Below are 26,843 nucleotides of genomic sequence, written 5' to 3' on the forward strand. Positions count from 1 at the left end.
TGGCGCCGGTTGCGGTTGTAGCGTACTCGAACTTCGGTATCGGTATTCAATTCCAAATGGGAGTCGTCGGACAAGGTCACCGTCAGCCGCTGGCCCTTGCCGGCGCTGTAGGTGCTGGACCAACCATACCAGCCTTGCGGCGAAAACACGGCCCAGCCCAGCCCCAGCAATACGGTCGCTGCCGTGGCCCAAATGGCCGGCCGGCGGCGGCGAACGTCGTTCCGGGCCGCGCGGTAGCGCAACGCGGCGTCGCGAGCCGCAAAGGACTGCCGGGTAAAGGGTTCCATCCAAGCCCACTGCGCCTCGGCTTCGCGATAAGCGTCCGGGTGGGCCGGATCGGCGGTCAGCCAAGCCGTAAAGGCCTGGCGCAGCGCCGGGTCGGTCGGCGTTTCGCGCAGTCGCAACAGCCAAGCGATCGCTTGGTCGCGTTGAGCTTGAGTACAGGCCGAGGACTGGGTCACGCGGATGTCGGAGTCGAAGTTGGAAGGGAGCAGTTTAACCAAAGTCGGGCGGGGACGGTCGGCTGGGATTAGAGTCGCGCCGCGTCGGCGGCCAGCCGGGCGCTGATGTGCTGCATTGCCAGCATCACGTAACGTTCCGAGCCTCGCACCGAAATTCCCAGTCGGTCGGCGATTTCTCGGTGCGAACAACCTTCGATCCGATACAACACAAAGGCGTGGCGTTGCAATTCCGGCAACTCGTCCAGCCAGGCCGAGAAGCGCTCGAGCTGCTGGTGGGCCTGCCAGTAATGTTCCGGCGACAAGCCGCGATCGGGAATCAGCTCCGGCTCGGCGTCGGCATCGGCCAAGCGTTCGCGTATCTCGCGGCGGCGATGCCGATCGACGGTCAGATTGGCGGCGGTTTGCAGCAGAAAGGCTTTCGGATTGCGGATGGTCTCCGGCGCCGGATATTGCGACAGTCGCAAAAAGGTTTCCTGCACGATGTCGCCGACGTCCGGTTCCTTAGGCCAGCGGCCGCGCACGAAGGCGCCGATTTCGTCGGCGTGCCTCAAGAACAGAGTTTGTAAAAAACCGGAAGATGCGTCGGACATGGACGGCTTGGCTGGATTTTAGGATGGTCGAGCGCCTTAGGCAGCAAGAAACACGCCACGGGTTGGCGTTGGCTGGGAAGACTGCATTGTCGTGTCGGCAGCCGGTCAGAGTCGAAACGCTTGGCGAGCGGAGCGAATCGCCCGGTGCCGGTTGGCGACGGGGCGTGATAACTCGCTGGGGCCGGCTTTCACCGCGCTGGAGGGCGTTTAGCCGAGAATCGGCGCAACGATTCGAGTGGCACCAAGACGTGCGGGGGGAACAGGCGTCGGTCGAATCATTTCTCGGCAAACCCTAGAAACTAAAGTGTGTGATATGCCGTATTTTTTGGAAAAATGCGGCATATCACGCATAGGGAGCGCGCCGGCCAGACACGGCGGGCGACCGGGGTTGCCGTGAATTCACGGTTTGGCGGCAAGTAGCGTGGCTGGCGACTTTCGCGCCACCGGAAAGTCAGGCATCCGCTCAGGCTGCGACCGGTAGCTTCCGTTTTTTCAGTTCCATGCGTAAATCAGCTGTCGATGCGGCGGGAACGCGCCGGATGTTCAAATGCGTTAATCCTCGGAGGGGCACGGACTCCGGCCGAACCCATCCGTACCAGTACAAATGTACTGTTGCATATCGCCTATGATTGGACGATCATCGCCAACGCAACGGTGTCGATGCCGGCGGTCGCCGGCATCGGAAACTCGCTACCCATCGCGCGAAACGACCGGCGTCCCTCGGTCCGCCATTCAAGTGAGGTTTGGCCATGCCTGTCTCGAGAACCAGTGTCAATTTGCCCGGCTTTGTCGGCGGCGTTTTCGCCACCGTCTTTCTGACCAAGGCGGCCAGCTATCTGACGCCTTACAAACTGTATTTTTCGTTCTCTTCGTTTATGTACAGCGAGAACGGCGCTTTTCGTTGGGAGTCGTTGACGATAAAGCTAGCCATTCCTTGTTTAGTGGGCTTTCTGCTGTTCTATTTGCCGTTCAAATGGATGCAAGTCACCAAGGGTAGCCGGATCAATTACCGAAACATCTACCGTTATTTGGCTCAACAAGCGGCATTGACCGCGCGTACCGCCGGATTTTTCGCGGCGCTGTTATTGGCTTGGCCGTTCATCGTGTTTTGGGACGTGTTGCAGCAGCCGGTTCTGCATCATCTGCAATTTCAATTCGCCTGCGTGTATTTTTTGTACTTCGTGTCCTTCTCATACTTTGCCGGTTTGGGGGTCGATCTGGCCAAGCTATTATTGCGCGAGCAATTGCCGCAACCGGCGACCCACGATGTGGCGGGAAATCTCGCTTGGCTGGAAACCGTTCGTACATCTTTCATGGGGATTGTCACCAGTGGGATCGCTACTTATTTCGCCGCTATCTTGGGCCGCGCTACTTAAAAAAACCGGGCGCGAATTGCTGCTGTTCGCCGGTTTGGGCGGCTTATTCGCCGCCGCGGCTTTTTTCGAGCCCTTCAACAACGAAAAACCCTATACCGGCCAAACACCGGATCAAGTGGTTCGCGATCATTTGACCATGCCGGAGCGCTTGGGTTACGCAATTCTGTTGCGATCCGGCTATGCTCAAGTTCAGTTGTACGACGAGGGCGAAGGAACGGCCATTTCGCTGTCGGAACAGAAAAACAGACAGAATATCGCGCTTCACCTGAGTATCGCCTCGTCGCATCCGGAGCTGGCCTGCTTGCGTCCGGATTACACGGTTGCGGTGGCCGACATCGGCGGCATCGATATTCATAATTTGACGATCGCGATCTTGGCGGCGGAAAAATACAACCGTTCCGCATTCGAGCGGCGCATCGAATTCGGTTTGGCCGACATCATCTTGCGATTGACGGGGCGACTGCCGAATTTCTCCTACGGATTGGCGCAACTACGTCCGGAAATCGCCAGGCAGGTCCTGCGGAACGAGTTGGGGGACGCGCTATCGGACCGGGATTTGCTGGCCTTATTGGACAATCCCTGCCAGAACGCCAGACTGGCATCGCAATACCTCGAAATATTGGTCAAACAGGCCGGTGCGGCGAAAACCCTGGAAGCGTTGATTGCCCAAGTGGCTCGGACCTACAACGGTGCGGTGACGCCGACGATACAAGGTCTCCGTTACGCGGACGCGGTTATCGGCGCATACGGCCTGATACCTTCCGATTACGTCGGTGACCCGGCGCCCAGCGTTGCCGCCGATGTCGACATCCATTGTTTGACGTACGAACCGGGCGCGGTCGCGTTCAGCGACGCCACGATGCTGAAGTCGGCGATGCTGGGCTCCGGCGATGCAGCAGAATCCGAGCAGGATAAGAATGCTCCGGTGTCTAAGAAACCGGTAGTGCCGCCGGCGGAGCGAGACATTCAACTGAAATTTTCGACCACCGATCCGGGACCCGGCGCTTATACGGAATTATTAGCTCAGCGCCGCAAGCTATGGTTGGTCGAGCAATTGACGGCGTTGGGTTATAACAGACAACGGATCTCTATCGCCGACATCCGGCCGGAGGAATCGTTGTCGGCCGCGTGCGGCGATTCCGAATCGAAGTCCGATCTGGAGCCGAGCGTCGAAATCGATGTTTCCAAACCGGTTTCCGAGGCGGTAGCGGAATAGCCGTGGCGAATGCCATCGACATGGCTGGTCGCGAGTAGCACGATAAGACCTCAAGTTCGCCAGCGCTTTGGGTTTTCCGCAAACAGTGCTTAGCGGCTTGATTCGACACTGACGGGGATACTTATGCAGATGCTCGGGGCGATTCCTATCGGCATTTGGGCACCGTTGCTGGGCTTGGGCTTGGCGGTATGCGCCGGGGTGTGGCTCGGAGAACGGAAGGCATTTGCTCGGCGCGGCAAAGTCGCGGCCTGGCGCTGGGTCCGGCTGGCGACTCTGCCGATCTTGGCGGCGACCGCCGCGGTCGCCTGGCTGCCGGCGCAAGCGGTCGGAGGCCCGGAAGCCTTGGCGGTGTTTTACCTGTGTTTGTTGTTCGTTTGCCCGGTCGTGTATTTTGGCTTGCATGTCTGGCTGGGACGATGGGTTTCGCCGGCACTGATCGGCGGCGAATCCTTGGGCATCGCCGCGACCGGATTGCTGCCGATCGCGGTGCCGGTCGCCGCCGCTCATCTGTTGCAACCCTGGTATTTCGAAGCACGCGCGGCGGTTGCCGAGGCCGGGCGATTGCGAGCGCCGGTGCGGCCCAGGCCGCATCGCATCGTCGACGAGCGTCGGTTTTTACTGCCGGAAATAGGCGAAGTGTGGGCCGAACATTGGCTGGCGCCGGGCGGGGTTCGGGTCGAACGTATCGAGTCGCGGCACGGCGGCGAGTTTTCGCGAGCCGACGATAGCAGCGGCGGCGGCTTGTGCCGGGCGGGCGATGACGTGTATCTGTTTTGGTCCGCCGCCGCGCCGACGCCGCATTGGCGAATGTTTTGGCGCGACGAGAGCGGCGAGTTGTTGCAATCGGAATGGACTTCGCAGCCGGCCGCCGGGCCAGCCGAGCATTTTGAGTTGCGTTGGTCGGACGCCGGCTTGCGTTTGCCGGCGCGGATTCCGTTGGGCATGGTTGCTTTGGCGCGTGTCCCGGACGGAGGGGCGGAGTCTTTCGACGGTTTGTTGGGACCGGGGGCGGTTTACGATCCGCTCGACAATTGTCTGCCGCTGGATTTGCGCTGGCCGGCCAAGCCGGGTTGGTCGGCGCCGCAAGCATTGCGGATCGCGCAGTGGCGCATCGACTTGCAAGCGATGCGTTTCGCGACCTTCCGCCGACCCTAGCCCAAATCCCGGACAACCCCAACACCACCCCAGCCGACCGTGGCTGCGGTGGTTAGCGTCGAGGTATGCCGTGGCAAGCGTAAGGCGCTTGTCCGGCGCAGATGCCCCAATAGCGGCCGAACAAACCTTCGTTGCCCGGCTTCCAGTTTTCGGCGAAGGCTTCGAAGACCACGCCGGACCAGCCTTTTTCGGCCAGTTTCGCCAAGGTCGACGTCACCACCAGGGCCTGATTGGCGGGGCTGGCCACGCCGCAGTGCTGACCGGTATGGGCGTTGACTTCGGTGCCGTTTTCCGGGCCGCTGGGCCAGCCGAATTCGGTGACGACCACCGGTTTGTCGGGATAGGTCTTACGCAATTGGTTCAGGCGGGCGATATGGAAGTCGGCGGCTTGTTCGGCGCTGGTGCAAGGATACAGACCGGAAAACTTGTTCTCCCACCACGGAAAGATATTCGCGCCTATCCAATCGACCTTGGCCGCGAACTCGGTGGGCTGACACTCGGCCGCGCGGTCGCACCATTCCCACCAGGTATCGATCGTCGTCAGCGGCTGACGGACGCCGGCCTCGCGGAAGGCGTCCAGGCAACGCAGGATCTCGCCGTCCAGGGCCTTGGCGTGGCGGGTGCGCACTTCCGAGCCGCAAGCCAACTTGACGATGGTGTCCGAATAGGTTCGGGCGGCGGCGATGCCCTCCGAAATCGACTGAGAGTTCATCGCAATATCCCGGTCCAGCCAGATAATGGCAATCACCTTGAGTCCTCGAGCGCGGGCGGCGGCGAAGGTGTGCTCCAAGCCGTTGGTGACGCCGTAGGTCATGATGCAGCGAAACGGGGTTTGCGCGATCAGGCGGTCCAGCAAATTGTCTATCAATTCCGGGCTGGGATGGGCGCCCCAGTCCGGGTTCAATTGCCCGACGTAGGGACTGAAGGCCGCGCAGTGCATCATGTCCGCGCTAACGGCCGAAGTCGGGGTAGGACTATCGGCGGCGCGGCCGGAGCCGGCGGACAGGCTTAGAATCAGGATCAACCACATCCAACGTGACATGAGAACTCCTCGGCTGCAAGGTCAGCCGCTGTTTAAGAGGGATTGCCGTTAGCTTGAGCGCCCGAACGGCTGCCTGGGATGCGGGAGGTTCGCGTGCATCCGGAGTGCAGGTTAAGCCTATCAGCGCGCCGCTTAACGCCGAATTAACGCAGTTTTCGGCGGTCGCTCCGCCGGCGGCGTTGTAACTATTCAGAGGGCGTTTGGGGGAGGGGTTACCTGTGGCGTTAAGTTAAACCTAAAAAGGGCAGTTGGTATGTAATGCGGGCCGTTCGTGCTGAGTCCTTCGGCTGCGTTCAGGAGAGCCCTGTCGAAGCATGATGACGGCTCGCAATACACTCGCCAAATGGATGAATGAAAAATCCCGCGCGCCCTTCGACAAACTCAGGACGAACGGGATTTTTCATCGCCAAACTGCTCTTTTTAAGTTAAACGGTTACAGTCAATGTAAGCCGCTGGTTGAGCGGAGCCGAAATAAGGGGGTGGCTGAGCGGAGCCGAAATAAGGCGCTGGCCGGGCGGAGCCGACGTAAGGCGGTGGCTGAGCGGAGCCGAAGCCAGCGATTTCGCTTCGACGCCGCTCAGCGAACGGCATAGCCGACATTGAGGTGTTCATCCCCCGCTCTGTTGGGAGAGGGCGTTTTTACTTCGCGCTGAATAGTCATGCGGCGTTTTCGGCGCGGTTTGGATTCGGCCTAAAACGCCACTTGCAGTTTCGCCAACAGCGGCTTGAGTTCCGGATTGGCGGCGTTCGGCGCCGGATAAATCGCCGAGACGGTCCGACGAATGTCCGGGTCGGACAAATAGCGCCATTTCAAGCGCTCCGCTTGCTTGGGTACGTTGAATTCCGGCAGCAGCGCAACGCCGATGCCGGCGCTAGCCATCGCCAGAATCCAGTCTTCGCTGTTGCTGCGATAAGCGGCGTAGAGATCGATTTGCCGGCCCAGGCACACGCCGCGCAAGGTTTCGCGCAACTCGCAATTCAGCCGGTCCAGATAGGGCTCGGCTTGTATCGCCGCTAGATCGATGGCCGGCAATTGATTGAAACGGTGCTGGTCGTTAAACACGACGACGTAACGCTCCTGGTACAAGCTCAAGGTCTGCAAAGGCGCGGGCGGCGGCAGGGTGGGGGCACTGATCACCAGGTCCAAGGTTTGTTCGTCCAGTTGCCGCAGTAACTGGGCCTCGCCGTCCACGACCAATTCCAGTTCCAAATGCGGGTGTTCTCGCTGGAAATCGGCAAAGAAAGGACTCAAATGCCGGGCGGCGATGGTCGTCATCACGCCGAGCCGCAGCGGCACGGTATTCAAGCGGCTGAAACGAATAGCCTCGGCTTTGACGGCTTGGGCCTCGCGGAAAATCTGACGCAAGGTCGGTTCCACCAAGCGGCCCAACGAGGTCAGCCGGCAACCGCTACGGTCCCGGCTGAACAGTTCGCCGCCCAACTCGTCTTCCAATTTTTTGATGGCTTGCGTCAACGACGGTTGGGCGACGTAGCTGGACTGGGCGGCGCGAGTAAACGAGCCCTTGTCGCAAACCGCCAGGAAATAGCGGATTTGTTGCATTTCCATGTTCGCTCTCCGGATAATGAATAGGTAATACCTATTGTTTCATAGGTAGTCGGTATTTTACTACTGGGATAAAAAGGCGTTTCATATGTGCTCCCATTCATCAAAACATTGGAGTTACCTATGAAAGCAGCAAAATTAATCGTGATGTACCCCGTTCCGACCGATCTGGAAACCTTCGAGCGGCTGTATGCCGACGAGCACGTGCCGATGGCCGTCGAAAAATTGGCCGGGAAAACCCGTTTCGTGGCCTCGCTGATCTTGTCCAACGCCGACCAAAGTCCGGCGGCCTTCCACCGGATCGCCGAAGTTTATTTCCCCAGTCTGGCGGATTTGCAAGCCTGCTTGAGCTCGCCCGGCGGTCAGGAAACCGCCGCGCACGCGGTAGCGATCTCCAGCGGAGGCGCGCCGGTATTCATGATTTCAGAAGTGGAAACGTTCGACTTTTAATCGAAGCAACCGGCCGGAAAGCGCCGAACCGGCTTATCCGCGATTGAGCGGGATAGGGCGGCGGCGTTTTTCGGTGCCGGATTCGAAACCCAACGGAGGAATCGAATGAATACCCGCTACCGCAAATATCCCTGGCGCCGCCGGCTGAAAAGCCGATGGCCGCACCGCCTGCTATTGCTGGCGCTGGCCGGCTTGCTGAGCGGCTTGGTCTACGCCCGGCGCGGAGAGGTTCAAGTAGAGCCGGTTTGCGAGCCCGGCGCCGGCTTACCTGCGGATGGCGGCAACGCTTACGTCACGCCGCCGCCGGTTAACGCGGCGGCGGTGATCGACGCGGTTTACCGGGCCGAACCCGGCCAAACCGCTTGCCGGACTCAGCGGTCGGACGGGGCGGCTGCCTGGACGTATTAAGATAGATTCGGCCCAAGATGGATGTTGGTCATGCCGGCTCGCGTCGCTGCGACGCTGGCTGGGCGTTACGCGGGCTGCGGGGACAGTTCGTTTCGGGATCGTAGGACTGTAAGCCGGGTGGTAGATTCGGCCGGCCGCCGTGCTACGTCCCCTTCGACTCCGCTCGGGGAACAGATCGGCCGGTTATCACTCAAAACGCCACCTCTCTAACGGCGGCGTTCGAAGGGTCAGGAATCGGTGCGGATGTCGGTGGCGCGGGTCGTTGATTGCGGCGCCTCGGCCGCGGGAGCGATCGATTGTTTGGCCGAGTTCAGCCAGGCGGTCCAAACCGCGTCCAATGAGCGGGTGGTCAGCCATTCGTAAAACCGGTCGGCCGGCATCGGCCGGGCGATGCCGTAACCTTGCGCCAGTTCGCAACCGTTTTCCAGCAGCACTTCGGCGTGAGCCAGGGTTTCCACGCCCTCGGCAATCACCAGACGCTTAAACGCGGTGGCCAGACCGATCACGCCCTTGACGATGGTGAGGTCGTCCGGGTCCTCGAGCATGTCGCGGACGAAGCTTTGGTCGATTTTCAGAATTTCGGCCGGAAATCGGCGTAAATAGGTCAACGACGAGAAGCCGGTACCGAAATCGTCCAACGCAAATTGTACGCCGAGCCGGCGGCAGGCGTGCATCGTGTCGATGACCGCCGCCATATCCTGCAAGGCGCTGGTTTCCAGAATTTCCAGTTCCAGCGCGGTCGGCGAAACATCCGGAAATGCCGACAACAGCGCCGCCAGCCGCGCCGGAAAGTCCGCTTGTTGCAAGTGGAAGGCGTCGATATTCACGCTGACCGTCAAATGCACGCCGACCGCCGCCCAGGCCCTGATTTGCGACAGCGCGGTGGTCACGACCCATTCGCCCAGCGCCACGCACAGCGGATGGTTGTCGATGTGCGGCAAAAACAGGGCGGGCGCCAACAAGCCTTGCTCGGGGTGCCGCCAGCGGATCAGCGCTTCGGCGCCGACCACCTCGCCGCCGCGCAAATTCACCTTCGGTTGGTAGTGCAGGCAAAATTCGCCTTGATCCAAGGCCAGACGAATCCGCTCGATATTTTCGAAGCGCACCTTGACCGCCGCATCCCGGCCGACGTCGAACACGTGATAGCGGTTCTTGCCGGCTTGCTTGGCGATGTACATGGCCTGATCGGCGTGGCGCAAGAGTTGGTCGGTATCGGCTTGATCGTCCGGATACAGTGTGATGCCGACGCTGGCGGATACTTGTAGCGGGATTTGGTCGATCGTCACCGGATTGGAGGTGGCCCGCAGCAGACGCTCGACCACCGCTTCGAAATCGCCGGCCTGGTTTAAGTCGACCAGCACCGCGATGAATTCATCGCCGCCGATACGCGATAACGAGTCGCCCTCCCGTAACGTATCCTTTAAGCGGTTGGCGACCGCGATCAGCAGTTGATCGCCCAGGTCGTGACCGTAGCGGTCGTTGACCGCCTTGAAACCGTCCAGGTCGATATACAGCACCGCCAGCGAGGTCGCATGCCGTTCGCATTGCAGCATCGCTTGCTGAAGCCGGTCGGTCAATAACACCCGATTGGGCAGCCCGGTCAGCACGTCGTAATGGGCGATATGCTCGAGTTGTTGTTGGTGCTCCTTGATCGCGGTGATGTCGGTAAACAGCGCCACGTAATTCTGAATCCGGCCGTCGCCGTCGTGAACCGCGCTGATCGTCAGCATTTCGGCAAACTCCCGGCCGTCCTTGCGCCGGTTCCAGATCTCGCCCGACCAATAGCCCTTGGAGATCAGCTCGGCCCACATCATCGCGTAGAAGGCTTGCCCCTGCCGGCCGCTATGTAAAAAACTGGGTTTTTTACCCAGGGCTTCGGCGTTGCTGTAGCCGGTGATATGGCTGAAGGTATCGTTGACTTCGACGATGACGCCGGCGGCGTTGGTAATCATGATGCCTTCGCGGGCATGGCTGAACACGCTGGCGGCCAATTGCAATTTGGCCTCGCCTTGCTTGCGCTTGGAAATGTCCTCGACGATGGACCAAATATATTCCCGGCCGTCCGGGCCGTGCACCAGCCGGCCGTTCAGATTGATCGGCACCAAACTACCGTCCTTGCGCCGGTAGTGTTTTTCATAAGGTCCGTAGCGGCCGGAATGTTTTAGCGACTCCAGTTGCAAGGATTCCTCGTGCCGGTACTCCTTGGGCGTCAGCGTCCAGTAATCGATATCCGTCAATTCGTCGGCCGGATAGCCGCAGATGACGCGAAACGCCTCGTTGAACTCGATGTAGCGGCCGTCCATGTCGGTCAAGGCGATGCCTAGCGGCGCTAGTTCGTACAGGCCGCGCAATTTTTCCTCGCTGGCGCGTAGCGATTCCTCGGCGAGCTTACGCTCGGTGATGTCGGTGTCCATGCACACGTAGCCCAGCCGATTGTCCTCCAACGGTATCGTAAACAACGTGGAAAGCATCCAGCGCATTTGGCCGTCGCGGGTGTGCAACCGCACTTCGTAAGGACCTTGCGGGCAACGCTGTAGATGGGCCAGCAACATTCGGCGGCGAAAATCGGCGGTGGCTTCCGGCGTGAAGATCAATTGATCCAGGGTCTTGCCGAGCGCCTCCTCGGAGCGCCAACCGTACAGCTTCTCGGACGCGGGATTCCAGTAAGTGACCCGGCCGGCCGCGTCGTACCACTGCACCGCGATATTCGGGGTATTGTCCAGCGTGGCGCGCAATTGCGCCTCGCTGCGAATCAGTTCGGCGGTGCGCGCCGACACCCGGTCTTCGAGCGCCGAGATCCGGGTCCGCGCTTGTTTGCGCAGCAAGCGATGCCAAATTAAGAACGCGGCCATCAACGACAGCGCTACCAACGCGACTTGGCCGGGGGTAAACAACACGTCGGGTTGAACGACGTTGCCGGAAGCGGGACCGCTAAGCGCCGACGGGTTGCCTTGGTCGGTTAACGTATTGCCAAGCCGGATAGTGGGATGGTCGGGGAGGCTGCCGGGGAGCGGCACGGCGTCGGCTCGGCCGAGGGTCAGTAAGGCCAGCGTAACCATCCAGCGCCGGGCGGCCGGCTTGCCGGGGCGGGCGGAGGACCGTAACCGGGAGATCAACATGAACGAAGACGGTTTGGTAATGGGCGGCTGGATTTTTCCATTCTCAAGTCGGGTGCCGATGAACGCGTTTCCCCGAATTTTTACAGGAAACCCTTGCAAATTGATAGGGGGAATTTTCCGCGCGGCGACGATCAACGCGCAATTCGCCGCGCGGGAAATGGTGGCTGGTTTCGCGCCGCGAGAACCGGACGACAGGCGTTCGCGCGGTGTTTACCACGATCAGCCGCGAGTCGGCACCACGGCTATGGCCTCCAATATCCGCAGCCCAACGCTCAGCAAACGAACTCTGCCTAGCAGCGGAAAACTCCGCCGTGGAACCGCTGCAGCCGCGCTAGGCCGCGTCCCGCACGGTATTGAATTGTGCGCGGCCGACCCTACCAATATTTCGGTCCACCGCACGGGATTCTCGTCCGACCGCGCCAACATTTCGGTCCACCGTACGGGATTTTCATCCGACCGCGCCCACGCTTCGGTCCACCGCGCGGGATTTTCGTCCCACCGCGCCCACATTTCGGTTTACCGTACGGGACTCTCGCCCGACCGCGCCCACGGTTCGGTCCACCGCACTGGATTTTCGACCGACCGCGCCAACTTTTCCACCCACGGCCCGGCCGTTGCCGCGCTCCAGGCCCTATTGGCCGACAACGTCCCCGATTTTGCCGTCCACGGCGGGGCGGATCGCGAAAACGGTCGAATATTGGGCGGGGTTTACGCTGACCGACGCGAAGTTGTTGGGCTTTTGCAAATTGGGGTTGGAAAACAACCCGCTGATCGATGCCATGGAGTCGAATCAACAGCTTAGAATTCGGTTATCGGGAAGTCATCGGCGTGGTTAGGTAGGGCATGATCGTCTTGTCTCGACCGGTTGCGGTCTATCGCCCGATCTGATTCAATGACAGCAGTCTGGTTGTTACCGGTCATTATTTCACTGCCGAATGATATACAGAAAGGAAGATCATATGTCGATCAATAAATTATCATGCTGAAGATCGTTTTTCTGTAGATATATGGAAACTATCTAATTTCTTGTTAGGGTGCGCAATGTGATTGCCCTTTTTACGATTAGCCCAACAATCACCGCGTTCGCAATAATGTGGGGCTCTGTTCTTATGGGGAGCCCAGTCGAGTTTGAGCGATTCAACTGGTTGCTCACAGACGCACAGCTTGTTTTTCTTGTAATTGGGGTGGTGGCTACAATACTTGCGCGAAAATCTGAGAGCACTATGTCTGCATGGCGTATTACCGCAAATAAATACGTTGGCTGGGTGATGGCCGCCGCTGGCTTGTTTTATGTGGTTGCATTTGCGTTAGTAGCTCTTCATGGACCCTAACAAGGCGGTCAAAGGGACGCTCCGCTTTGCTACGCGCCCCTTACCTTTACGTTATGTCCAATCACCCAATGGAGACCTTCTCAATGTCATTCGTAGGCGAAACAACCGCACTTAACATAAAAACATCGGTCGGCAAGACATTCAGAATATTTATAACAGAGCAAGTTGGCGGCTATTGGGTAGCAACAATTTTGTATGCGGCCAATGGCGTTATTAGTGCTCAAAATGAGCTCGCTAATAGCCGTGAAGAGGTATACAGAAAAGCCGTCGAATGGACTCTGGAAAATATCGATGCCAACGCCGATATAGATTCCCTTTAATCTTCATCGCTCGGCATAACAAGTCGTTCAAGGCTGACGCCTTCGGCGAAGCCTTAACTAAAACGTTACGTGCGTAGATGAGTTTGATTTCTAGCCTGCTAAAGAAATTTCGCCCCCTTGAGGTTGATGACCCATTCTTTGGACTCATTACCTATATGAAGATGCCCAGGGGAAGAATCTCTTATTGGGAAGCGACCCGCTTATTCAAACCCTCAAATCGTGAGATTGAGTTATTTATTGATGCACCTGCAGCTGAGTTGCCACCGAATGAATTACAACGTCAGTTCTTTACCTCTGTCGAAGTCCGTTTCAAAGAAGTTCTGAAAGCTGTTGAATTGGTCCTACGTCCTCAGTTTGAAGAATGGACTCGCAAGCCCTTGTGCGAGTCATTTGAGGTTGAGTTCACGATGACCAGTTTTTCTATACCATGTGCATCACTTGAGCACGCAGAATGGGAAATATCGTTCGAATCAAAAAGTGATGCAAATCATCTTTTTTCGGTTTCACTAATTGGCTTGGTTGCAAAAGGAGTTTCCATTGACGGATAACGCACCTGACCCTACGCTCAAGTTCGCTCCCTCCGGTCGCTGGGACGCGCCTACGGCGCGCCCCTATGCTCCACGTGTGTGCCGGGCATGGCGCGTTACTATGTCGGTGAAAGTCCGGCAGCCAGGTTTTCGTAGAGCCGAAGGCTAGGGAAACGGCAAGGGCGTTGTCGCGAGGCAGGGTCTGGAAGAAGCCGAACCCGAAGCTGCGGGGCGATGAACAAGAACCGGATATGAGGCGTGATACATCCGGGGCGAGCGGGCACGTGACCGCGAAGCCCTCGGCTTTGGCATCCTGCGTCGCCCTACCTCCTGCATCCCTGCAGTCGTCCATCTACGATCGGGATGTGTTTTGTAAATCCGGCGTTCGCGCAGCGAAAGAAACGTGTCTTACCCCGGGAGGTCTCCAAACTGCTTTTGGAATGAAGCTGGACGACCAGCAACGAGTCGCTGGCTTTGATTGTGGGCGTTTTGCAAGCGAGGAAGAATTGGCAGTTCTCCGCGCGGAGATGTCTTCGGTTGGCCCGACTATGAGACCAACCGGCCTATACAAGAATTAGGCTGACGTTTCGCTTGCCGCCAGATCGACGGTATCAGTTGTCCTGACCTGCGATGGAAAGAAGGCGCTAAAACGTGCCAAGACAGTGTACGGTGGTACCGTCGTTGATCTAAAGAGATGGAACGCCGGAGAGTCGCTTGCTACGTTTATTCGGGCTGAGCTGTCCAAATGATGGCTAGCAAGGCACTCAACCGGAGCGCGGTTATAATACAGTTTTGTTTTTTCAGCTTCCCGCACCGCGCCCGGTTAGCTCTACGTTAGATACCGCTATGAATGAAGAAAACTTCAGGCTTTACGTGGATAGGGAAATATCTCACTATTAAACAATGGAAGAGGCAAAAGAAGCGGCAAAGTTATTTATGCCCAAAAAGGCTGAGCTGCGAATTGAGATATTGATGGAGATAAATATAAGTGAAGCAGGTTGGTGGGCATACAACTATGAAACAAAGGAATGGAGTTATGTCAGAAGAAGATAGCTGGGAGGAGCTTTGGGACGCCCGAGTCAAAGGAATGGAGCAATCTTTCGGGCCACATGATGAAACTGTGCTGCATGGAACCATTCCATTTCATCTGGGGCAAGACCTTGGTGGAAACCCAGATGTGGTGATGTTTTCAAAATACACAGATGGAAGGCTCTATGTAACGGCTGATCTAATAGGCTCAGAGCAGGCTCCAAACTCCGCTGGTAACTATGAACTAGCCGTAGTTCATAAAGGCGATGAAAGCTGGGGAGTGAACATCATCTGTCAACTGGCTTATTACACCCTTGAGAACCCAATAGACGATGGAGAAACAATGAGTATCGGATCAGCTACGCCTGAAGGTTCGTCAATTGAGGCGTTTCTTTTTCGCCGAATTGCAGAGTTTAATGTTCAAGACATCAAAGCCAATGTAATTTGCTGCATCGGCATCACCAGCCCCGAACTAGCTTATAAGCAAAAAAATGGCTCTGCGGCTCTTGTAAAGAAACTCGGTAACGAGTTTCTTCTTACCGATCTCTATCGTGCATCAAAAATATGATGCATAACCCTGCAGTCAACCGGACTACCTGCAAGCTGCGCTTGCTGATTCGCTGCGGGCTTCGCCCGCCGCCGCCCTACTTCAACTCAAACGTTACGCATCATGTCTGAGTCACGCGAGCCCACATCGAAAGTCCTCTTTCGAGTGCCAAACGAAAACGGGACGGCCGAAGTGGAATCGCTTTGGGCCTATGACCTTGGCAACGACCGGTATAAGATCGACAACTTGCCTTTCTTTGCGTATTCGGTTTCTCTACACGACATCGTCTTGGCTCCACTCAACTCTGTGGAAGGCATGGCAACGTTTGAGCGCGTCTTGTCGAAATCCGGCAACCGTACCATTCGAGTCATCTTCAATCCACCAGTATCCGAAGGCAATGAATCAAAAGCATTGCTTGATACTCTTATCTCGCTTGGCGTTGAGTACGAGGGCGCAAACCCCACCTACATTGTCCTCAACCTTCCACCCGCAGTCGACTTTGACGTCGTAGTGCAGCGCCTTACGGCTGCTGATGTCCAGTGGGAACACGCTGACCCTACTTATGACGAGTTGCATCCAAATGCCGCATAACCTTGCAGTCGAGCGGACCTGCGCAAAAAGCCGCGCAGGCCGCCTACTTCCACGCTAGAACAACACACTATGCACCTTATAAAGTTTGCACTGATCTGCTTTATTGCTGTGGCTCTGGGTGGCTGCTTTGGCTTGGTTCCAGGTTCGCGGGAGTATCAGCCTCTACTACAGTGGGAGGCAGGCTTCTATCAACAGGCACGGCGTGATGTTTTCCCGAAACAAGTCCGAGAACAGCCAACCCCCTTCCGCGACGCACTTGTTGCTTGGGCAGGTGTAATCACTGCAATCGAATACAAAGGGGACGGTGCTTCAAAGGCCGTCCGCATCACGGCACGGCACCATTACTTTGACTGGATTGAGGATGCAGGGGCTCAACGGGAGAGATTCTTCCTCTCCCCTAGGGGAGAGGGAAAGTTCGCGGTGTTTTGGGGAGTTGGAAATCTTTCAGATCAAAAATTCATTGATCAGTTTTCCGTAGGTGACATGCTTGTTGCGTACGGAAGCCCTAGCTTCATTGAGCAGGACTTTATCGGCCTGAACCCCACCAAAAACATTCGCGGGATCAAACCCAATTGGTTTCGAATGGATATTCTCGACTACGGCAGGCCGGGTGAGCCAGTCAAGACACTGAAGAAGGTTCCATTTTGAGTAAAACAAGCGCGTGTACCCACGCGGGTTGCAATGGTGGGCAAATTTGGCCACCTTACATCTGCTAAAAGCACTTAACCGGACGATCAAAATATAAAGGGCCGTGGGTTGAGGTAACGAACCCCAACATGTTGGCTAAACATAACATTGACGCCCTTCAAGCCATCAGTCACTTGGATATTTCGGCACCTCTACGGCGTGCGGATGGCTTTGCGGCTGTCTACGCTCTTGGCCTTGTTGGAATTGGGCGAAGCGGATGCTTGACGGTTTTATCGGCGGATGACGCTTCGCTTATCCGCCCGGTCATGAAAAAACCCAATATTAGTATTTGGTGCAATACAGGTCATATCACCTAAATTTCGATAGATTTAAGTGATTTCACGCAGTCCTTCCAGCTCAGCCCAGCCCAGTTCAAGGAATTATCCATGATACTGTAAGGTTTTAGGGCGTCATTTGATTTTGGCATATTTTCTGCCTCACCACTTAAGACAACTTAAGTCTAATTTTGCTAATTGTTTGGGGTATAGAAAATATGAAATTTAAAAACTCGGCACAGTCAATCGCCGCCGCACTCGTTTTTGGAGGGCTTTCATTCTCAGCGGAGGCTGCCTTAGTAGATATGGGGGGGGGTTATTGTACGACAACGTCCTGGATGTGACATGGCTGCAGGACGCCAATTACGCACACACCACGGGATATTCTGCAACCGGTGTTGATACGACGACGGGTCGAATGACCTGGGATGCGGCAAACACCTGGGCAACTAACCTTGTGTATCACGATTCCGTGCGAAATGTCGATTATGGCGGTTGGCAGTTGGCTTCCGCCCTACCTGTGAATGGAGTCAGCTACAACATGACCAGGGCATTTGATGGCAGTACCGATAACGGTTTTAACATTACCAGTCAGAACTCGATGTTGATGTATATGCTTTATGTCAACTTGGGTCTGATTGGCGTGGTCGATACCTCTGGCAATTTTACGTATCACGATGGGCCATATGGAAACGGCACGTATCCCGCCAATTTCAATGTCCCGGTTATAGGTTTAGTGCACGACTTGATGACCAAACCTTATTGGTCCAGTGAATACGATGCAACCACTGCCTTCATTGGCAATATGAGTGGCGGCGGCCAGGCGACGAATCCAAAAACCAATCAATACTTCGCTTGGGCGGTACATCAAGGCAATATTGCCGCTGTTCCAGTGCCCGGTGCGGTATGGCTATTTGGCACTGGGCTTTTGGGTTTATTAGGTTTGCGCCGCAAATAAAGCCTGTTTTTAATTTGTATTGGAAAGAACACAAGGAATTTTTATGAAAACAAAATTGGATAGAGCGATTGTTAGTATTTTAGGTGTTGCTGCATTGTCGGCAGTGTCTGCTGAATCATTTGCATTCGGTTCAACCAATTTGGGTGTTTTTACCGGGACGACGATTACCCAGACCGACTCAACCCCTCTGAGATCTTGGTCGGATTACGGTACTAGCTTTAACCTCGGTTGGGTACACACGGCTGATTGGTTCACAATTCAGGTTGGTAGCGCGTCCGATATCGCCGCAGGCAATCGCTTAAACGTCGAGTTCAAACTCACCGCTGGTTTCACCGACCCTTTAAGCTATGGCGGCTTTTCGATTTGGACCAGCGGATCAAACCCCATCGTCAACGGCAGCGGTTTTCATAAATACAATCAGGTACGCGGCCCTAACGATGGTGGCGTACACACTAACGATAAGTTAGCGTCGCCAGGTAACATTATTTCCGGTCATAACGGTTGGGTTGGGTACGCGCAGAACGGTTTGACCTTTACCAATTCGGACGGTGATTTAGTCGCTAATGGCGGCGCATGGAACACGACATCACCTTACTTAAATGGCGGTGCCGCCAGTTCGGTGGATGGTTCTACTCTGGATTTGTACGGATTAAAAGCCGGGTATTACTTGATCGGCTTGGGTGGTGTCTGTCCGGATAATGCCGCGTGCATGAGCCAATCGCCGACCACCCGAAATTATGTGTTCACCGCATCAACAGCACCAGTCCCCATACCCGGTGCTGTTTGGTTATTCGGTACTGCAATTTCGGGTTTGATCGGTTTCGGTCGACGTAAATCAGCCTAATTTAGCGCACTCATCAAGGAAAAAGGCCACGGAAGGCTTTTTCTATTGTAAATTTTGGGAGTCTTGACAATATGACATTTAAACAATCAACGAAATCAGTAGCCATGGCACTGGTTTTTGGCGCGTTTTTTTCCTCCGCCAATGCTGCGCTGATAGACCGTGGAAATGGGCTGTTATATGACACGGTTTTAGATGTAACCTGGCTGCAAAATGCCAATCTTGCCGCAACCAATACTTTCGGCGTATCCGGCATTAATGCCAATGGCACCATGTCTTGGACAACTGCCCAAGATTGGATTTCTGCAATGAACTCTGCAAACTACCTTGGTTACAATCAATGGCGACTACCAACGATCAAGCCGATCGACGGTAGTGCGACCAACTACAATCTAACCTATGCGACTAACGGTAGTTCGGATAACGGTTTCAGCATAGATAGCCCGTATTCGGAACTCAGTTATATGTATTACGTCAATTTGGGTTTGAAACCTGCTTTTGATGCCAACGGCAACTTTACTTCCAACTTTGGGATATTTGGTAATGGAACTTACAGTAGCTCAGCGCCGTATCTGCAAAATAACGTAGGACTGGTTCAAAATCTCCAAGCTTATGCTTATTGGTCAGGTTCACCGGATTTGTCAAACCCTGTATATGCATGGTGGGTGAATTTCGGGAACGGTCGGCAAGGCAGATATTTCCAGACTGATAAATACGAGGCGTGGGCCGTTATTTCTGGTGATGTTGCTGCAGTACCGGTTCCGGGTGCGTTATGGCTATTTGGCTCTGCAATTGCCAGCCTAGTTGGATTGAGCCGTCGTCAATCTGCGTAAATTTGATTATGGACTTACTGCTATGGAAGGCTTTCATCATGCTAATAAGTTCCAAAGAGTGCTTGGGAACCTCGTAACGCAACGATAGTGTTAATTTGCTCGCCGAATACCGGCCAGTCGCCTGGGCAAAAAATGTCCTAAATGTCGAAATTGGATAGTTACCCCGACTGGTCGGGTTAGGCGGCTTTCCATTTCGATGCGGTCATGAAGCCAAAGCTCGATGATGGCCGGTAACGAGCATAACTCCCTCGCAAATTTGCACATAGCCGCTCACTGGGAACACTAATAATCCAACCAAGTTTGCTCAATGCGGAGTGATTTAAAACTTGGGTTAGCGCTAATTTTCAAGCCTAGAATGCAAATAGTCGGTTTTTGAAGGAAATCCGTGTTTGCAATGTAGTCGTTCGCGGCTAAAGCCCTCGGCCGTCAATTTTGAGTAGCGCGTAGCGATCGGCGTCGCTCGGTGACGGCTTCGAACAGGCCACTTTGCGACTTTACGCCCGCCAAACATACGTCGCCACGGTCCCGGCCGCCAGGCTGGCGGGGGCGTCGAGGTCGCGGTAGCGAATCCGGAAGTCGCGGGTCTCGGCGGTGTCGTTTAGGACGATCAACACGATGCGGTCGTCCGGAGTCAGGAAGGCGACGTTGGGCAGCGCGTCGGCGTCGGTTTCCAGGCGCAGCGAGCCGGGCCGGACCCATTTGGCGGCGTGGGCGATGATGTAGTAAGCGACATTGCGGGTGATCTGGTCGCCGTCTATCGTCAGCGCGCCGACGCAGCGGGCTTCGCCGCCGGCGGTGTGCGGCCGGCAGTGCGGGTCGGAGGCCAGATTCCATTCCAGCACGACGCTAGCCCAGTGGCGGGTGGCGCCGATCAGCACGTGTTTGACGTGCCAGAGCAGGTCGCCGCCGAATTGGCCGTCCGAGCCTACCCATTGTTCGGTGAAATACAGTTTTTTGTCCGGGTGGGCGGCGTGGATTTGCGACAGCACCGCGATGTCGCCGCCGTACAAATGCCAGGCCGATCCGCTGAAATAGGCGCGGGCCTGGTCGTCGGCCAACACGGTCAACGGGTATTCGGGGACGTCGCAATTATGGTCCCAGCAAAATACCTCGACCTCGGCCAGACCTGCGTCGGCCAGGGCCGGCCCCAGATGCAGCCTGACGAAGTCGGCCTGTTCCTCGGCGCTCATGACCATGCTGGGGTCGTTTTTGTAATTTTGCGGTTCGTTTTGCGGGGTGACGGCGTGGATGGCGATGCCGCGCGCCCGCATTGCCAACAGGTATTTGACGAAGTAGGCGGCGTAGACTGGTTGGCATTCCGGTTTGAGGCTGCCGCCGACCCAGGCGGCGTTGGTTTTCATCCAGCGCGGCGCGGACCAGGGCGTGGCGATGATTTTGATGGCCGGATTCAAGGCCAGAATGGCTTGCAGCAAGGGCACGACTTCGCGGTCGCCGGCTTGCAAGTCGAATCGGGCCAGTTCGAAATCGGTTTCGTCGTCGGCCAGATCGTCGTAGGAGTAGCTGCGCTCGCTCAAGTCCGACGCGCCGATGCTCAGGCGCAGAAAGCTGACGCCGATGCCGTCGCCGTTCGGCAAAAACAGTTCTTCCAGCAAGGCTTGCCGGACGGCGGCCGGTAGCCGGCTGATCAGCAGGGCGCTGCCGCCGGTCAGCGTGTAGCCGAAACCTTCGATGGTTTGGCGTTGCTGTTCCGGGTTGATGGTGATAGTCGACTGCCCGATGTCGTCGCCTTCGCTCTGGAAGGCCAGGGTCTCGAATTGCGGTTCGAATAGCCAGGTTTGGTCGGCGCTGGTTTGCCAGACTGTCGCTGCGAGTGGGATGTCCGTTAATGTGTCGCTTGCCTGCATCTGCTGTCCTCCTGCTCGGTCAGAGCCGGCAGTCTACCGAAGCGGCGCGGGATGTCCAGCGGCAAGGTGAAGTCGGTCGCTTCGGCTTGACGCCGGCGCCGGCAGCGAACGCCGGCTGAGCGGAGTCGAAGCCGGGCAGGTTCCGTTCCGCGCCCAACGACTTACCTAGCGACGATCATGAAACCGCCGTATCGTCCCAAGCGATGGCGGGTAGTCGGCGGGAGCGGCGTCCTGGTCGCGACGAAGGTGCCGCTTACACCATGACTGTCACTGTAAAAACTGTTCTTGCGGCAAACACGCCATGCCGAAAGCGTCGGCGATGCCGGGGTAGGTAACGTGGCCGGCGACGACGTTCAGGCCTTTCAGCAAGGCCGGGTTGTCGCGCAACGCGGTTTGCCAACCCTTGTTGGCCAGTTGCAGCGCGTAGGGGAGGGTGGCGTTGGTTAGGGCCAGCGTCGAGGTGCGCGGCACGCCGCCCGGCATGTTGGCGACCGCGTAATGAACGATGCCGTCCACCAGATAGACCGGATCGGCGTGGGTGGTGGGGTGGGTGGTTTCGACGCAGCCGCCTTGATCGACCGCGACATCGACGATGACCGCGCCGGGCTGCATCGTCGCCAGGTCTTCCCGGCGGATCAGTTTGGGCGCGGCGGCGCCGGTGACCAGCACGCCGCCGATGACCAAGTCGGCTTGGGCGATGTGTTCCAGAATCGCGTGGCGGCTGGAATACAGCAGTTGCACGTTGGGCGGCAGAATGTCGGCGAGGTGGCGCAGGCGGTCCAGCGACAGGTCCAGTATCGTGACTTGCGCGCCCAGACCGGCGGCCATTTTGGCGGCATGGGTACCGACCACGCCGCCGCCGAGAATCACCACCTTAGCTGGCGCCACGCCGGGCACGCCGCCCAACAGCACGCCGCGCCCGCCGTAGAGCTTTTCCAGATAATGTGCGCCTTCCTGCACCGCCAAGCGGCCGGCGACTTCCGACATCGGGGTCAATAGCGGCAACTCGCCATGCGGCAATTGCACTGTTTCGTAGGCGATGCAGGTGGCGCCGGAGGCCAGATGCGCTTCGGTCAAGCGGCGGTTGGCGGCGAAATGAAAGTAGGTGAAGACGGTCAGGTCAGGACGTAACAGCGACCATTCCGGCTCAATCGGCTCCTTGACCTTGACGACCAGGTCGGCGCTGTCCCACACCGGCGCGGCGGCCGGGGCCAGTTCGGCGCCGGCCGCGACATAGAGTTCGTCGGCAAAGCCGGCGCCGGCGCCGGCGCCGGTCTCGATCACGACCTGGTGGCCGGCGCTTACCAGTGCGGCCGCGCCGGACGGCACCAGCGCGACCCGGTTTTCGTTGGGTTTGATTTCCTTGGGTATGCCGATTTTCATGTTGACCTCATCGAAGTGGTTGATGTAGGGTTTAAGCCCATTTCAGCGTGCTGCCGGCGGAGTATTCCCCCCCCGGCCTGTCACTATTTGGCTGGGCTTCTCCAGCGGCCTTAATTCCGGTTTCCCCGTTTGGAGGGTGTCGGAAAAGCTCCCTCTCCTCGCGGGAGAGGGGGCGGGGTGAGGGGGAATTACAAGGTAACGCATTGGTTTTTATCTCCGCTCATTCTGCCCCTCGCTTAATTCAACTTGGTTAGATTTCAGGCTTCCCCTTACCTAAGGCTGTCATTCCGGCATGGATTGCCGGACCCGTTAGCGCGCGGAGCGAATCTAGCCGCCATGGAGGGTTCGAAGCTCGCCATCCATGGCACTGGATACCCGCTTCCCGGCGGGTATGACGGTCTTTCTTCCAATCTGACAAGAACTACCCCCCTCTTTCTCAAAGTGGGGAACAGATCGCTGAGCGCTTGCCGTCTACCGACCCCGGCCTTTAAATTTCCGAATGGTGGACCGGATTTGCCGGTCGGCAATGGGGCCGAGTTAAGCATACCTACTATAGGTCAAGCAATATCCGCGCCCGGCGCCGTTCGGCGGCGAAGTGCCGGGAATCCGCGAGCCCCGGCGCTTCCGGCCGTCGGTCGGTTCCGGCATTGTCGGCAATGTCGATCCGGTTTGGCGTATCGCCGACAGAGCCGGCGGCGTCCGCCGATAATTTTCGGCTAAGCTTAGCCCAGCTTGTTCCGCAGCCGAGATTGCCATGAGTGACACCACCGACAACATCCTGATCGCCTATTTGACCGAGGTGCGCGCCGACGGCATGGACGCCCGCATCGTCGCGGAGCACGCCACCGCGGCGCCGATCATCCGGTTGGGCGATGAAGAGATTCTGGCCGGCCATTTGGGTTCCTACGTGGTGATTCGCCAATCGCATATCGGGGTGCTGGCGTTGGTCTTCAAGATGTGGGAGCGCGACCGCTTCGATCAGGCCGGCAACCGCGCCACCGACCGCTTTATCGCGTTGATTCCGGTCGGCGAGCTGAACGAAAGCAATGTGTTCATCCGCGGCGTGCGCCATTATCCGACGCCCGGCGCGGCGGTGTATGCGGTGGGCTTGGCCGAGATCAACGCGATTTTTTCCAAGTTCCGCGACTACCAATTCTTCATCGGCCAGCTCGCCAGTCACAAGGATTACCATCTCAGCCTCGATCCGCGCGCCTTGTTCGGCCGGCATTTCGCGATCGTCGGCCAGTCCGGTTCCGGCAAATCGTGGACCGTGACCAGTCTGATCCAACACACGATCGCGGCGATGCCGAAGACCCATTTGATCATGCTGGACCTGCACGGCGAATATTGCTGGAAGACGCCGGACGGCAGCATCGAGTCGGCCTTCCCCAGCGAGCGCGTCAATTACGTCGACGCGATGGAATTGGAAATGCCGTATTGGATGATGACTTACGCCGAGCTGGTGGATTTGTTCATCGACCGCGACGATCCCGGTTCGTCGATTCAAATGGCCTTCATGCGCGAGATTTTGCAACAGCTCAAACGCAAGGAAGCCAAGAATGTCGGCTTGGGGGTGGTATCCATCGATACGCCGATTTTCTTTTCGCTGGCCGAGCTGTACATGCAGTTCAAGGCCGCCAACGAGGAACGCAAGGACTTCGGCAAGACCAAGGGCGCCTTGTTCGGCCAGTTCGACGAATTTTTGGTGCGGATGCAAAGCCGCTTCAACGACGTGCGCTACGACTTTTTATTGAAACCGAAAAAGCGCAACACCTCGGACAGCATGGCCGAATTGCTGCGCGAGTTCGTCGGTCTGGGCCGTAAGAAGGCCAATATCACCGTCGTCGATCTCAGCTCGGTGCCGACCGACGTGCGGCCGGCTGTGTCGGCGCAAGTCGGCCGGCTGGCTTACGAGTTCAATTACTGGAATCCGCGCCGCCGCGAGTTTCCAATCACGCTGATTTGCGAGGAAGCCCACGCCTATATTCCGCGCGAAAAAAGCAGTCAGTTCGAAGGCACCCGCAAAATGATGGAGCGGATCGCCAAGGAAGGCCGCAAATACGGGGTGTCGATCGGCGTGGTCAGCCAGCGGCCGACCGAGTTGTCGGAAACCATGCTGGCGCAATGCAGTTCGTATATCTGTTTACGCACCACCAATCCGGACGACCAGCAATACATACGCGGTCTGGTGCCGGAAGCCGAGGGCGATCTGGCCGACATTCTGAGTTCGTTGGGGCGCGGCGAGGCCCTGGTGCTGGGCGAGGCGGCACCGCTGCCGACCCGGGTGCAAATCTACCGGCCCAATCCCGAACCCAAAAGTAACGACGTCGATTACTTCACCGCTTGGCGGGAAGGCCCGGACGATTTGGACGTGGAAGGCATCGTCGATAACTGGCGCAATCAAAACCGTCACTAGGCCGGACGGGAGTCAAGCGCCGCCCGGATACCAAACCAGTAAGGCGTGGCTGTCGCTGGTTCTGGCCAGCCCGAAGCCCAGCTTGGCGTAAAACGCCAAGGCGCCGGGGTTGTCCAGCGCGGCGACCAACGTCAACGGTGCATGGGCCTGTCCGGCCGCCTGCTGTAAGGCGCGAATCACCGCCCGACCGTGGCCGCGATTTCGGGCGGCCGGCAGCAAGGCTAAATCGATCAAACGCACTTCGTTGTGGCCGAAATCGACGGCGACCCGGCCGACAGCTTGGCTATGTATTTCGATGATGAAATACATCGCATTTGGAAATTGTTGACCGTAGCCTTCGCGCTGGGCGCGAAACTGCATTTCGATCAGTTCCTCGACGAAGTCGCGCTCCGCGTCGAGCAGACGCAAGTCGTCGCGCAAGCTGTGGTACAGGCCGGCTAGAAAGGTCGCGTCATTGTCGCGTTGCGGCCTCAGATTCAAGCCGGCCGGCGATGGCGCTAGCGCCATCGCCGTCGCCGCTGGGGTTGAACCGAGCTTTTTCGCCGTTCGCGTCGGTAGGTATGCGCGCTCATGTCAGTTAAACACTGCTTGAAACAACGCCGCCGGTTGCGGGCCGGCGTTCAAGACCCGGCTCAGGTAAATGCCGGGAACCTCGAACGCTTGGGCGATGCGCATCGTAAACACACCGTCCAGATACGGACAATCGGCGTCGCCTTTCAGTAGCAGCGCGAACGGCATGCGGCTGTCCCGGTCGCCGCTCGGCGAGCGGGCGCCGGGTTTTTCGTCGACACGCGCCAGGACCGTGGCGATCGTCACCGCGCCGCTTTCCAACAGACAAGTTTGGCCGAGATAGGGCAGGAAATGCCCGCTACTCAAGTCGGCGATCGGTGCATTCTTTGGATCAGGATTCGCGGTACTCATTGCTGCATCGGGAAAATGCCGTTCAGCGCGATGCAGAAGTTCAGCGCCAGATAGGGCGACATCGCGGCCGGGACGCTGAAGTTCAGCGGTGCGCTGACCGGGGCGCCGGCGCCGGTATTACCGACCGTGACCGTGCCGTTGCCGCTCAACGTGGTCGTCACTCCGCCCAGCGTGATCGGGTTGGTTTGCGGCGTGGCGGCCGGCAGAAACACCGCGGCCGAGGTCTGGCCGTTTGGGGCGTTAGTCAGCGTGGCGTTGGCATCGGGATTAACGCCGCCGCCGGCGCCGGTGGAGACCTTGACGGCCGTGGCGGCGTTGACGCCGGCTAGCGATAGATCGGCGGCGTGGGTATGAGACGGCAAATTGGCGGTGGTCAAACTAAACGCGGTTTGGGTTTGGACCGTGGCGCCAGAGGTGCCGCCGGTTTGCGCCATCTGGTAAGGTTGCGAAGCGGACAGCGGATTGGCGCCGAAATGAATCGGCGCCCGGCCTTGCAGATTGGGTAAATTGAAGAAGCTACGGCCGTCGCCGCCGAATCTTGTCCCAAGCAGCGCGTACAGTGCATTTTGTTGTTGTATCGCCATTTGCTGGCCGTTGCAGAACGCCCAATCTTGCGGGGCATATGCAAAACCGAAGATGTGGATTTCGCCTAAAAATGGATCAGCCATGATGGACCTCCTGGGGTCTTTGCGAAAAATAGCCGGGAAAAAGCCGCCAAGCTTGTTCTCCGGGCGAACGCCGAAATTTTGTAAAGCGTAAGCGACATTAAGCATAATCGTTCCTAACGGAAAAGCTAGGCTACTGTGAGATCCGATACCGATGTTCGGCTTGAATGCGCCGCGCGGTTGACAAGGTCGCGGTCTGCGACTATTTTTCGAACCCATTACCCGTTCGCGAACTTGTTACCGACACTGTGCTGATGAAAAATATCGATATGC

General features: G+C 57.4%; 26 protein-coding genes. 15 read left to right on the top strand and 11 right to left on the bottom strand.

Features of this window, described 5'->3' with window-relative positions:
• Positions 1-461, bottom strand: a 461-nt coding sequence (locus A1355_RS11440) for a FecR family protein (protein ID WP_197471789.1), incomplete at its 3' end; no start/stop codon positions are given.
• A 68-nt stretch (positions 462-529) separates the two neighbouring features.
• Positions 530-1,051 carry an RNA polymerase sigma factor gene (locus A1355_RS11445; RefSeq protein ID WP_064028151.1) on the bottom strand — a complete coding sequence of 174 codons (522 nt, stop codon included), beginning with the start codon at positions 1,049-1,051 and terminating at the stop codon, positions 530-532.
• A 749-nt stretch (positions 1,052-1,800) separates the two neighbouring features.
• Here A1355_RS11445 and A1355_RS11450 point away from each other — a divergent pair.
• The 3 genes from A1355_RS11450 (at position 1,801) to A1355_RS11460 (ending at position 4,798) form a co-directional block, all read left to right on the top strand.
• On the top strand, positions 1,801-2,427 hold the full coding sequence (locus tag A1355_RS11450) for a hypothetical protein (RefSeq protein ID WP_064028153.1): 627 nt from the start codon (positions 1,801-1,803) through the stop codon (positions 2,425-2,427).
• Positions 2,381-3,643, top strand: coding sequence for a hypothetical protein (locus tag A1355_RS11455; RefSeq protein ID WP_157197853.1), 1,263 nt, complete (start codon positions 2,381-2,383; stop codon positions 3,641-3,643). Before A1355_RS11450 ends, A1355_RS11455 begins: the two co-directional genes overlap by 47 nt.
• Positions 3,644-3,766: 123 nt before the next feature.
• Positions 3,767-4,798 carry a hypothetical protein gene (locus A1355_RS11460; RefSeq protein WP_064028156.1) on the top strand — a complete coding sequence of 344 codons (1,032 nt, stop codon included), beginning with the start codon at positions 3,767-3,769 and terminating at the stop codon, positions 4,796-4,798.
• Positions 4,799-4,850: 52 nt separating this feature from the next.
• On the opposite strand, the gene A1355_RS11465 is transcribed toward A1355_RS11460, so the two are convergent.
• Together A1355_RS11465 and A1355_RS11470 are read right to left on the bottom strand one after the other, a co-directional pair.
• Positions 4,851-5,840: a hypothetical protein gene (locus A1355_RS11465; protein WP_064028158.1), complete on the bottom strand. Its 990-nt coding sequence runs from the start codon at positions 5,838-5,840 to the stop codon at positions 4,851-4,853.
• 691 nt (positions 5,841-6,531) lie between these two features.
• A complete protein-coding gene (locus tag A1355_RS11470) occupies positions 6,532-7,407 on the bottom strand; it encodes a LysR family transcriptional regulator (RefSeq protein ID WP_064028160.1) in 876 nt (291 codons plus the stop codon).
• A gap of 120 nt (positions 7,408-7,527) precedes the next feature.
• Here A1355_RS11470 and A1355_RS11475 point away from each other — a divergent pair, with 120 nt between their 5' ends.
• Together A1355_RS11475 and A1355_RS11480 are read left to right on the top strand one after the other, a co-directional pair.
• Complete coding sequence (locus A1355_RS11475) at positions 7,528-7,854, top strand: EthD family reductase (RefSeq protein ID WP_064028162.1); 327 nt, start codon at positions 7,528-7,530, stop codon at positions 7,852-7,854.
• 105 nt (positions 7,855-7,959) lie between these two features.
• Positions 7,960-8,262, top strand: coding sequence for a hypothetical protein (locus A1355_RS11480; protein WP_064028164.1), 303 nt, complete (start codon positions 7,960-7,962; stop codon positions 8,260-8,262).
• 227 nt (positions 8,263-8,489) lie between these two features.
• Here the strand turns inward: A1355_RS11480 and A1355_RS11485 are convergent, their stop codons facing one another.
• Positions 8,490-11,381 (bottom strand): EAL and GGDEF domain-containing protein, encoded by a 2,892-nt coding sequence (locus A1355_RS11485; RefSeq protein ID WP_064028166.1) that lies wholly within the window; start codon positions 11,379-11,381, stop codon positions 8,490-8,492.
• 631 nt (positions 11,382-12,012) lie between these two features.
• Entirely contained in the window at positions 12,013-12,162 is a 150-nt protein-coding gene (locus A1355_RS25215; RefSeq protein ID WP_157197854.1) for a hypothetical protein, read from the bottom strand.
• A gap of 633 nt (positions 12,163-12,795) precedes the next feature.
• Between A1355_RS25215 and A1355_RS11495 the strand changes: the two genes are divergently transcribed.
• From A1355_RS11495 to A1355_RS11535, 9 genes are all read left to right on the top strand, one after another.
• Positions 12,796-13,032 carry a hypothetical protein gene (locus A1355_RS11495; protein ID WP_139306088.1) on the top strand — a complete coding sequence of 79 codons (237 nt, stop codon included), beginning with the start codon at positions 12,796-12,798 and terminating at the stop codon, positions 13,030-13,032.
• Positions 13,033-13,109: 77 nt separating this feature from the next.
• Complete coding sequence (locus A1355_RS11500; RefSeq protein ID WP_064028172.1) at positions 13,110-13,580, top strand: hypothetical protein; 471 nt, start codon at positions 13,110-13,112, stop codon at positions 13,578-13,580.
• 1,015 nt (positions 13,581-14,595) lie between these two features.
• Complete coding sequence (locus tag A1355_RS11510) at positions 14,596-15,156, top strand: suppressor of fused domain protein (protein ID WP_175463736.1); 561 nt, start codon at positions 14,596-14,598, stop codon at positions 15,154-15,156.
• Between the two features lie 102 nt (positions 15,157-15,258).
• Positions 15,259-15,726: a DUF4265 domain-containing protein gene (locus A1355_RS11515; protein ID WP_064028180.1), complete on the top strand. Its 468-nt coding sequence runs from the start codon at positions 15,259-15,261 to the stop codon at positions 15,724-15,726.
• A 69-nt stretch (positions 15,727-15,795) separates the two neighbouring features.
• Positions 15,796-16,374: a hypothetical protein gene (locus A1355_RS11520; RefSeq protein ID WP_064028182.1), complete on the top strand. Its 579-nt coding sequence runs from the start codon at positions 15,796-15,798 to the stop codon at positions 16,372-16,374.
• 128 nt (positions 16,375-16,502) lie between these two features.
• Positions 16,503-16,730 (top strand): hypothetical protein, encoded by a 228-nt coding sequence (locus A1355_RS25220; protein WP_157197855.1) that lies wholly within the window; start codon positions 16,503-16,505, stop codon positions 16,728-16,730.
• A 277-nt stretch (positions 16,731-17,007) separates the two neighbouring features.
• Positions 17,008-17,646: a PEP-CTERM sorting domain-containing protein gene (locus A1355_RS11525; protein ID WP_157197856.1), complete on the top strand. Its 639-nt coding sequence runs from the start codon at positions 17,008-17,010 to the stop codon at positions 17,644-17,646.
• Between the two features lie 43 nt (positions 17,647-17,689).
• The gene (locus A1355_RS25715) at positions 17,690-18,490 is read left to right on the top strand and encodes a hypothetical protein (RefSeq protein WP_064028187.1); all 801 of its coding nucleotides are present in this window, start codon (positions 17,690-17,692) and stop codon (positions 18,488-18,490) included.
• Positions 18,491-18,561: 71 nt separating this feature from the next.
• Positions 18,562-19,320 (top strand): DUF1566 domain-containing protein, encoded by a 759-nt coding sequence (locus tag A1355_RS11535; protein WP_082885500.1) that lies wholly within the window; start codon positions 18,562-18,564, stop codon positions 19,318-19,320.
• 494 nt (positions 19,321-19,814) lie between these two features.
• Here A1355_RS11535 and A1355_RS11540 read toward each other — a convergent pair whose 3' ends face one another.
• Both A1355_RS11540 and ald read right to left on the bottom strand, forming a co-directional pair.
• Positions 19,815-21,185 carry a glycoside hydrolase family 30 protein gene (locus tag A1355_RS11540; RefSeq protein WP_064028191.1) on the bottom strand — a complete coding sequence of 457 codons (1,371 nt, stop codon included), beginning with the start codon at positions 21,183-21,185 and terminating at the stop codon, positions 19,815-19,817.
• 267 nt (positions 21,186-21,452) lie between these two features.
• Complete coding sequence (ald, locus tag A1355_RS11545) at positions 21,453-22,568, bottom strand: alanine dehydrogenase (RefSeq protein WP_064028193.1); 1,116 nt, start codon at positions 22,566-22,568, stop codon at positions 21,453-21,455.
• Between the two features lie 754 nt (positions 22,569-23,322).
• Between ald and A1355_RS11555 the strand changes: the two genes are divergently transcribed.
• A complete protein-coding gene (locus A1355_RS11555; protein WP_064028197.1) occupies positions 23,323-24,984 on the top strand; it encodes an ATP-binding protein in 1,662 nt (553 codons plus the stop codon).
• Between the two features lie 12 nt (positions 24,985-24,996).
• On the opposite strand, the gene A1355_RS11560 is transcribed toward A1355_RS11555, so the two are convergent.
• From A1355_RS11560 to A1355_RS11570, 3 genes are all read right to left on the bottom strand, one after another.
• Positions 24,997-25,491 carry a GNAT family N-acetyltransferase gene (locus tag A1355_RS11560; RefSeq protein WP_064028199.1) on the bottom strand — a complete coding sequence of 165 codons (495 nt, stop codon included), beginning with the start codon at positions 25,489-25,491 and terminating at the stop codon, positions 24,997-24,999.
• Between the two features lie 66 nt (positions 25,492-25,557).
• A complete protein-coding gene (locus tag A1355_RS11565) occupies positions 25,558-25,905 on the bottom strand; it encodes a DUF6916 family protein (protein WP_064028201.1) in 348 nt (115 codons plus the stop codon).
• The gene (locus tag A1355_RS11570; protein WP_064028203.1) at positions 25,902-26,573 is read right to left on the bottom strand and encodes a phage tail protein; all 672 of its coding nucleotides are present in this window, start codon (positions 26,571-26,573) and stop codon (positions 25,902-25,904) included. The genes A1355_RS11565 and A1355_RS11570 overlap by 4 nt, the downstream gene beginning before the upstream one ends.
• Between the last annotated feature and the right edge of the window lie 270 nt (positions 26,574-26,843).

It is taken from the genome of Methylomonas koyamae (genome assembly GCF_001644025.1).
GTDB lineage: Bacteria > Pseudomonadota > Gammaproteobacteria > Methylococcales > Methylomonadaceae > Methylomonas > Methylomonas koyamae_A.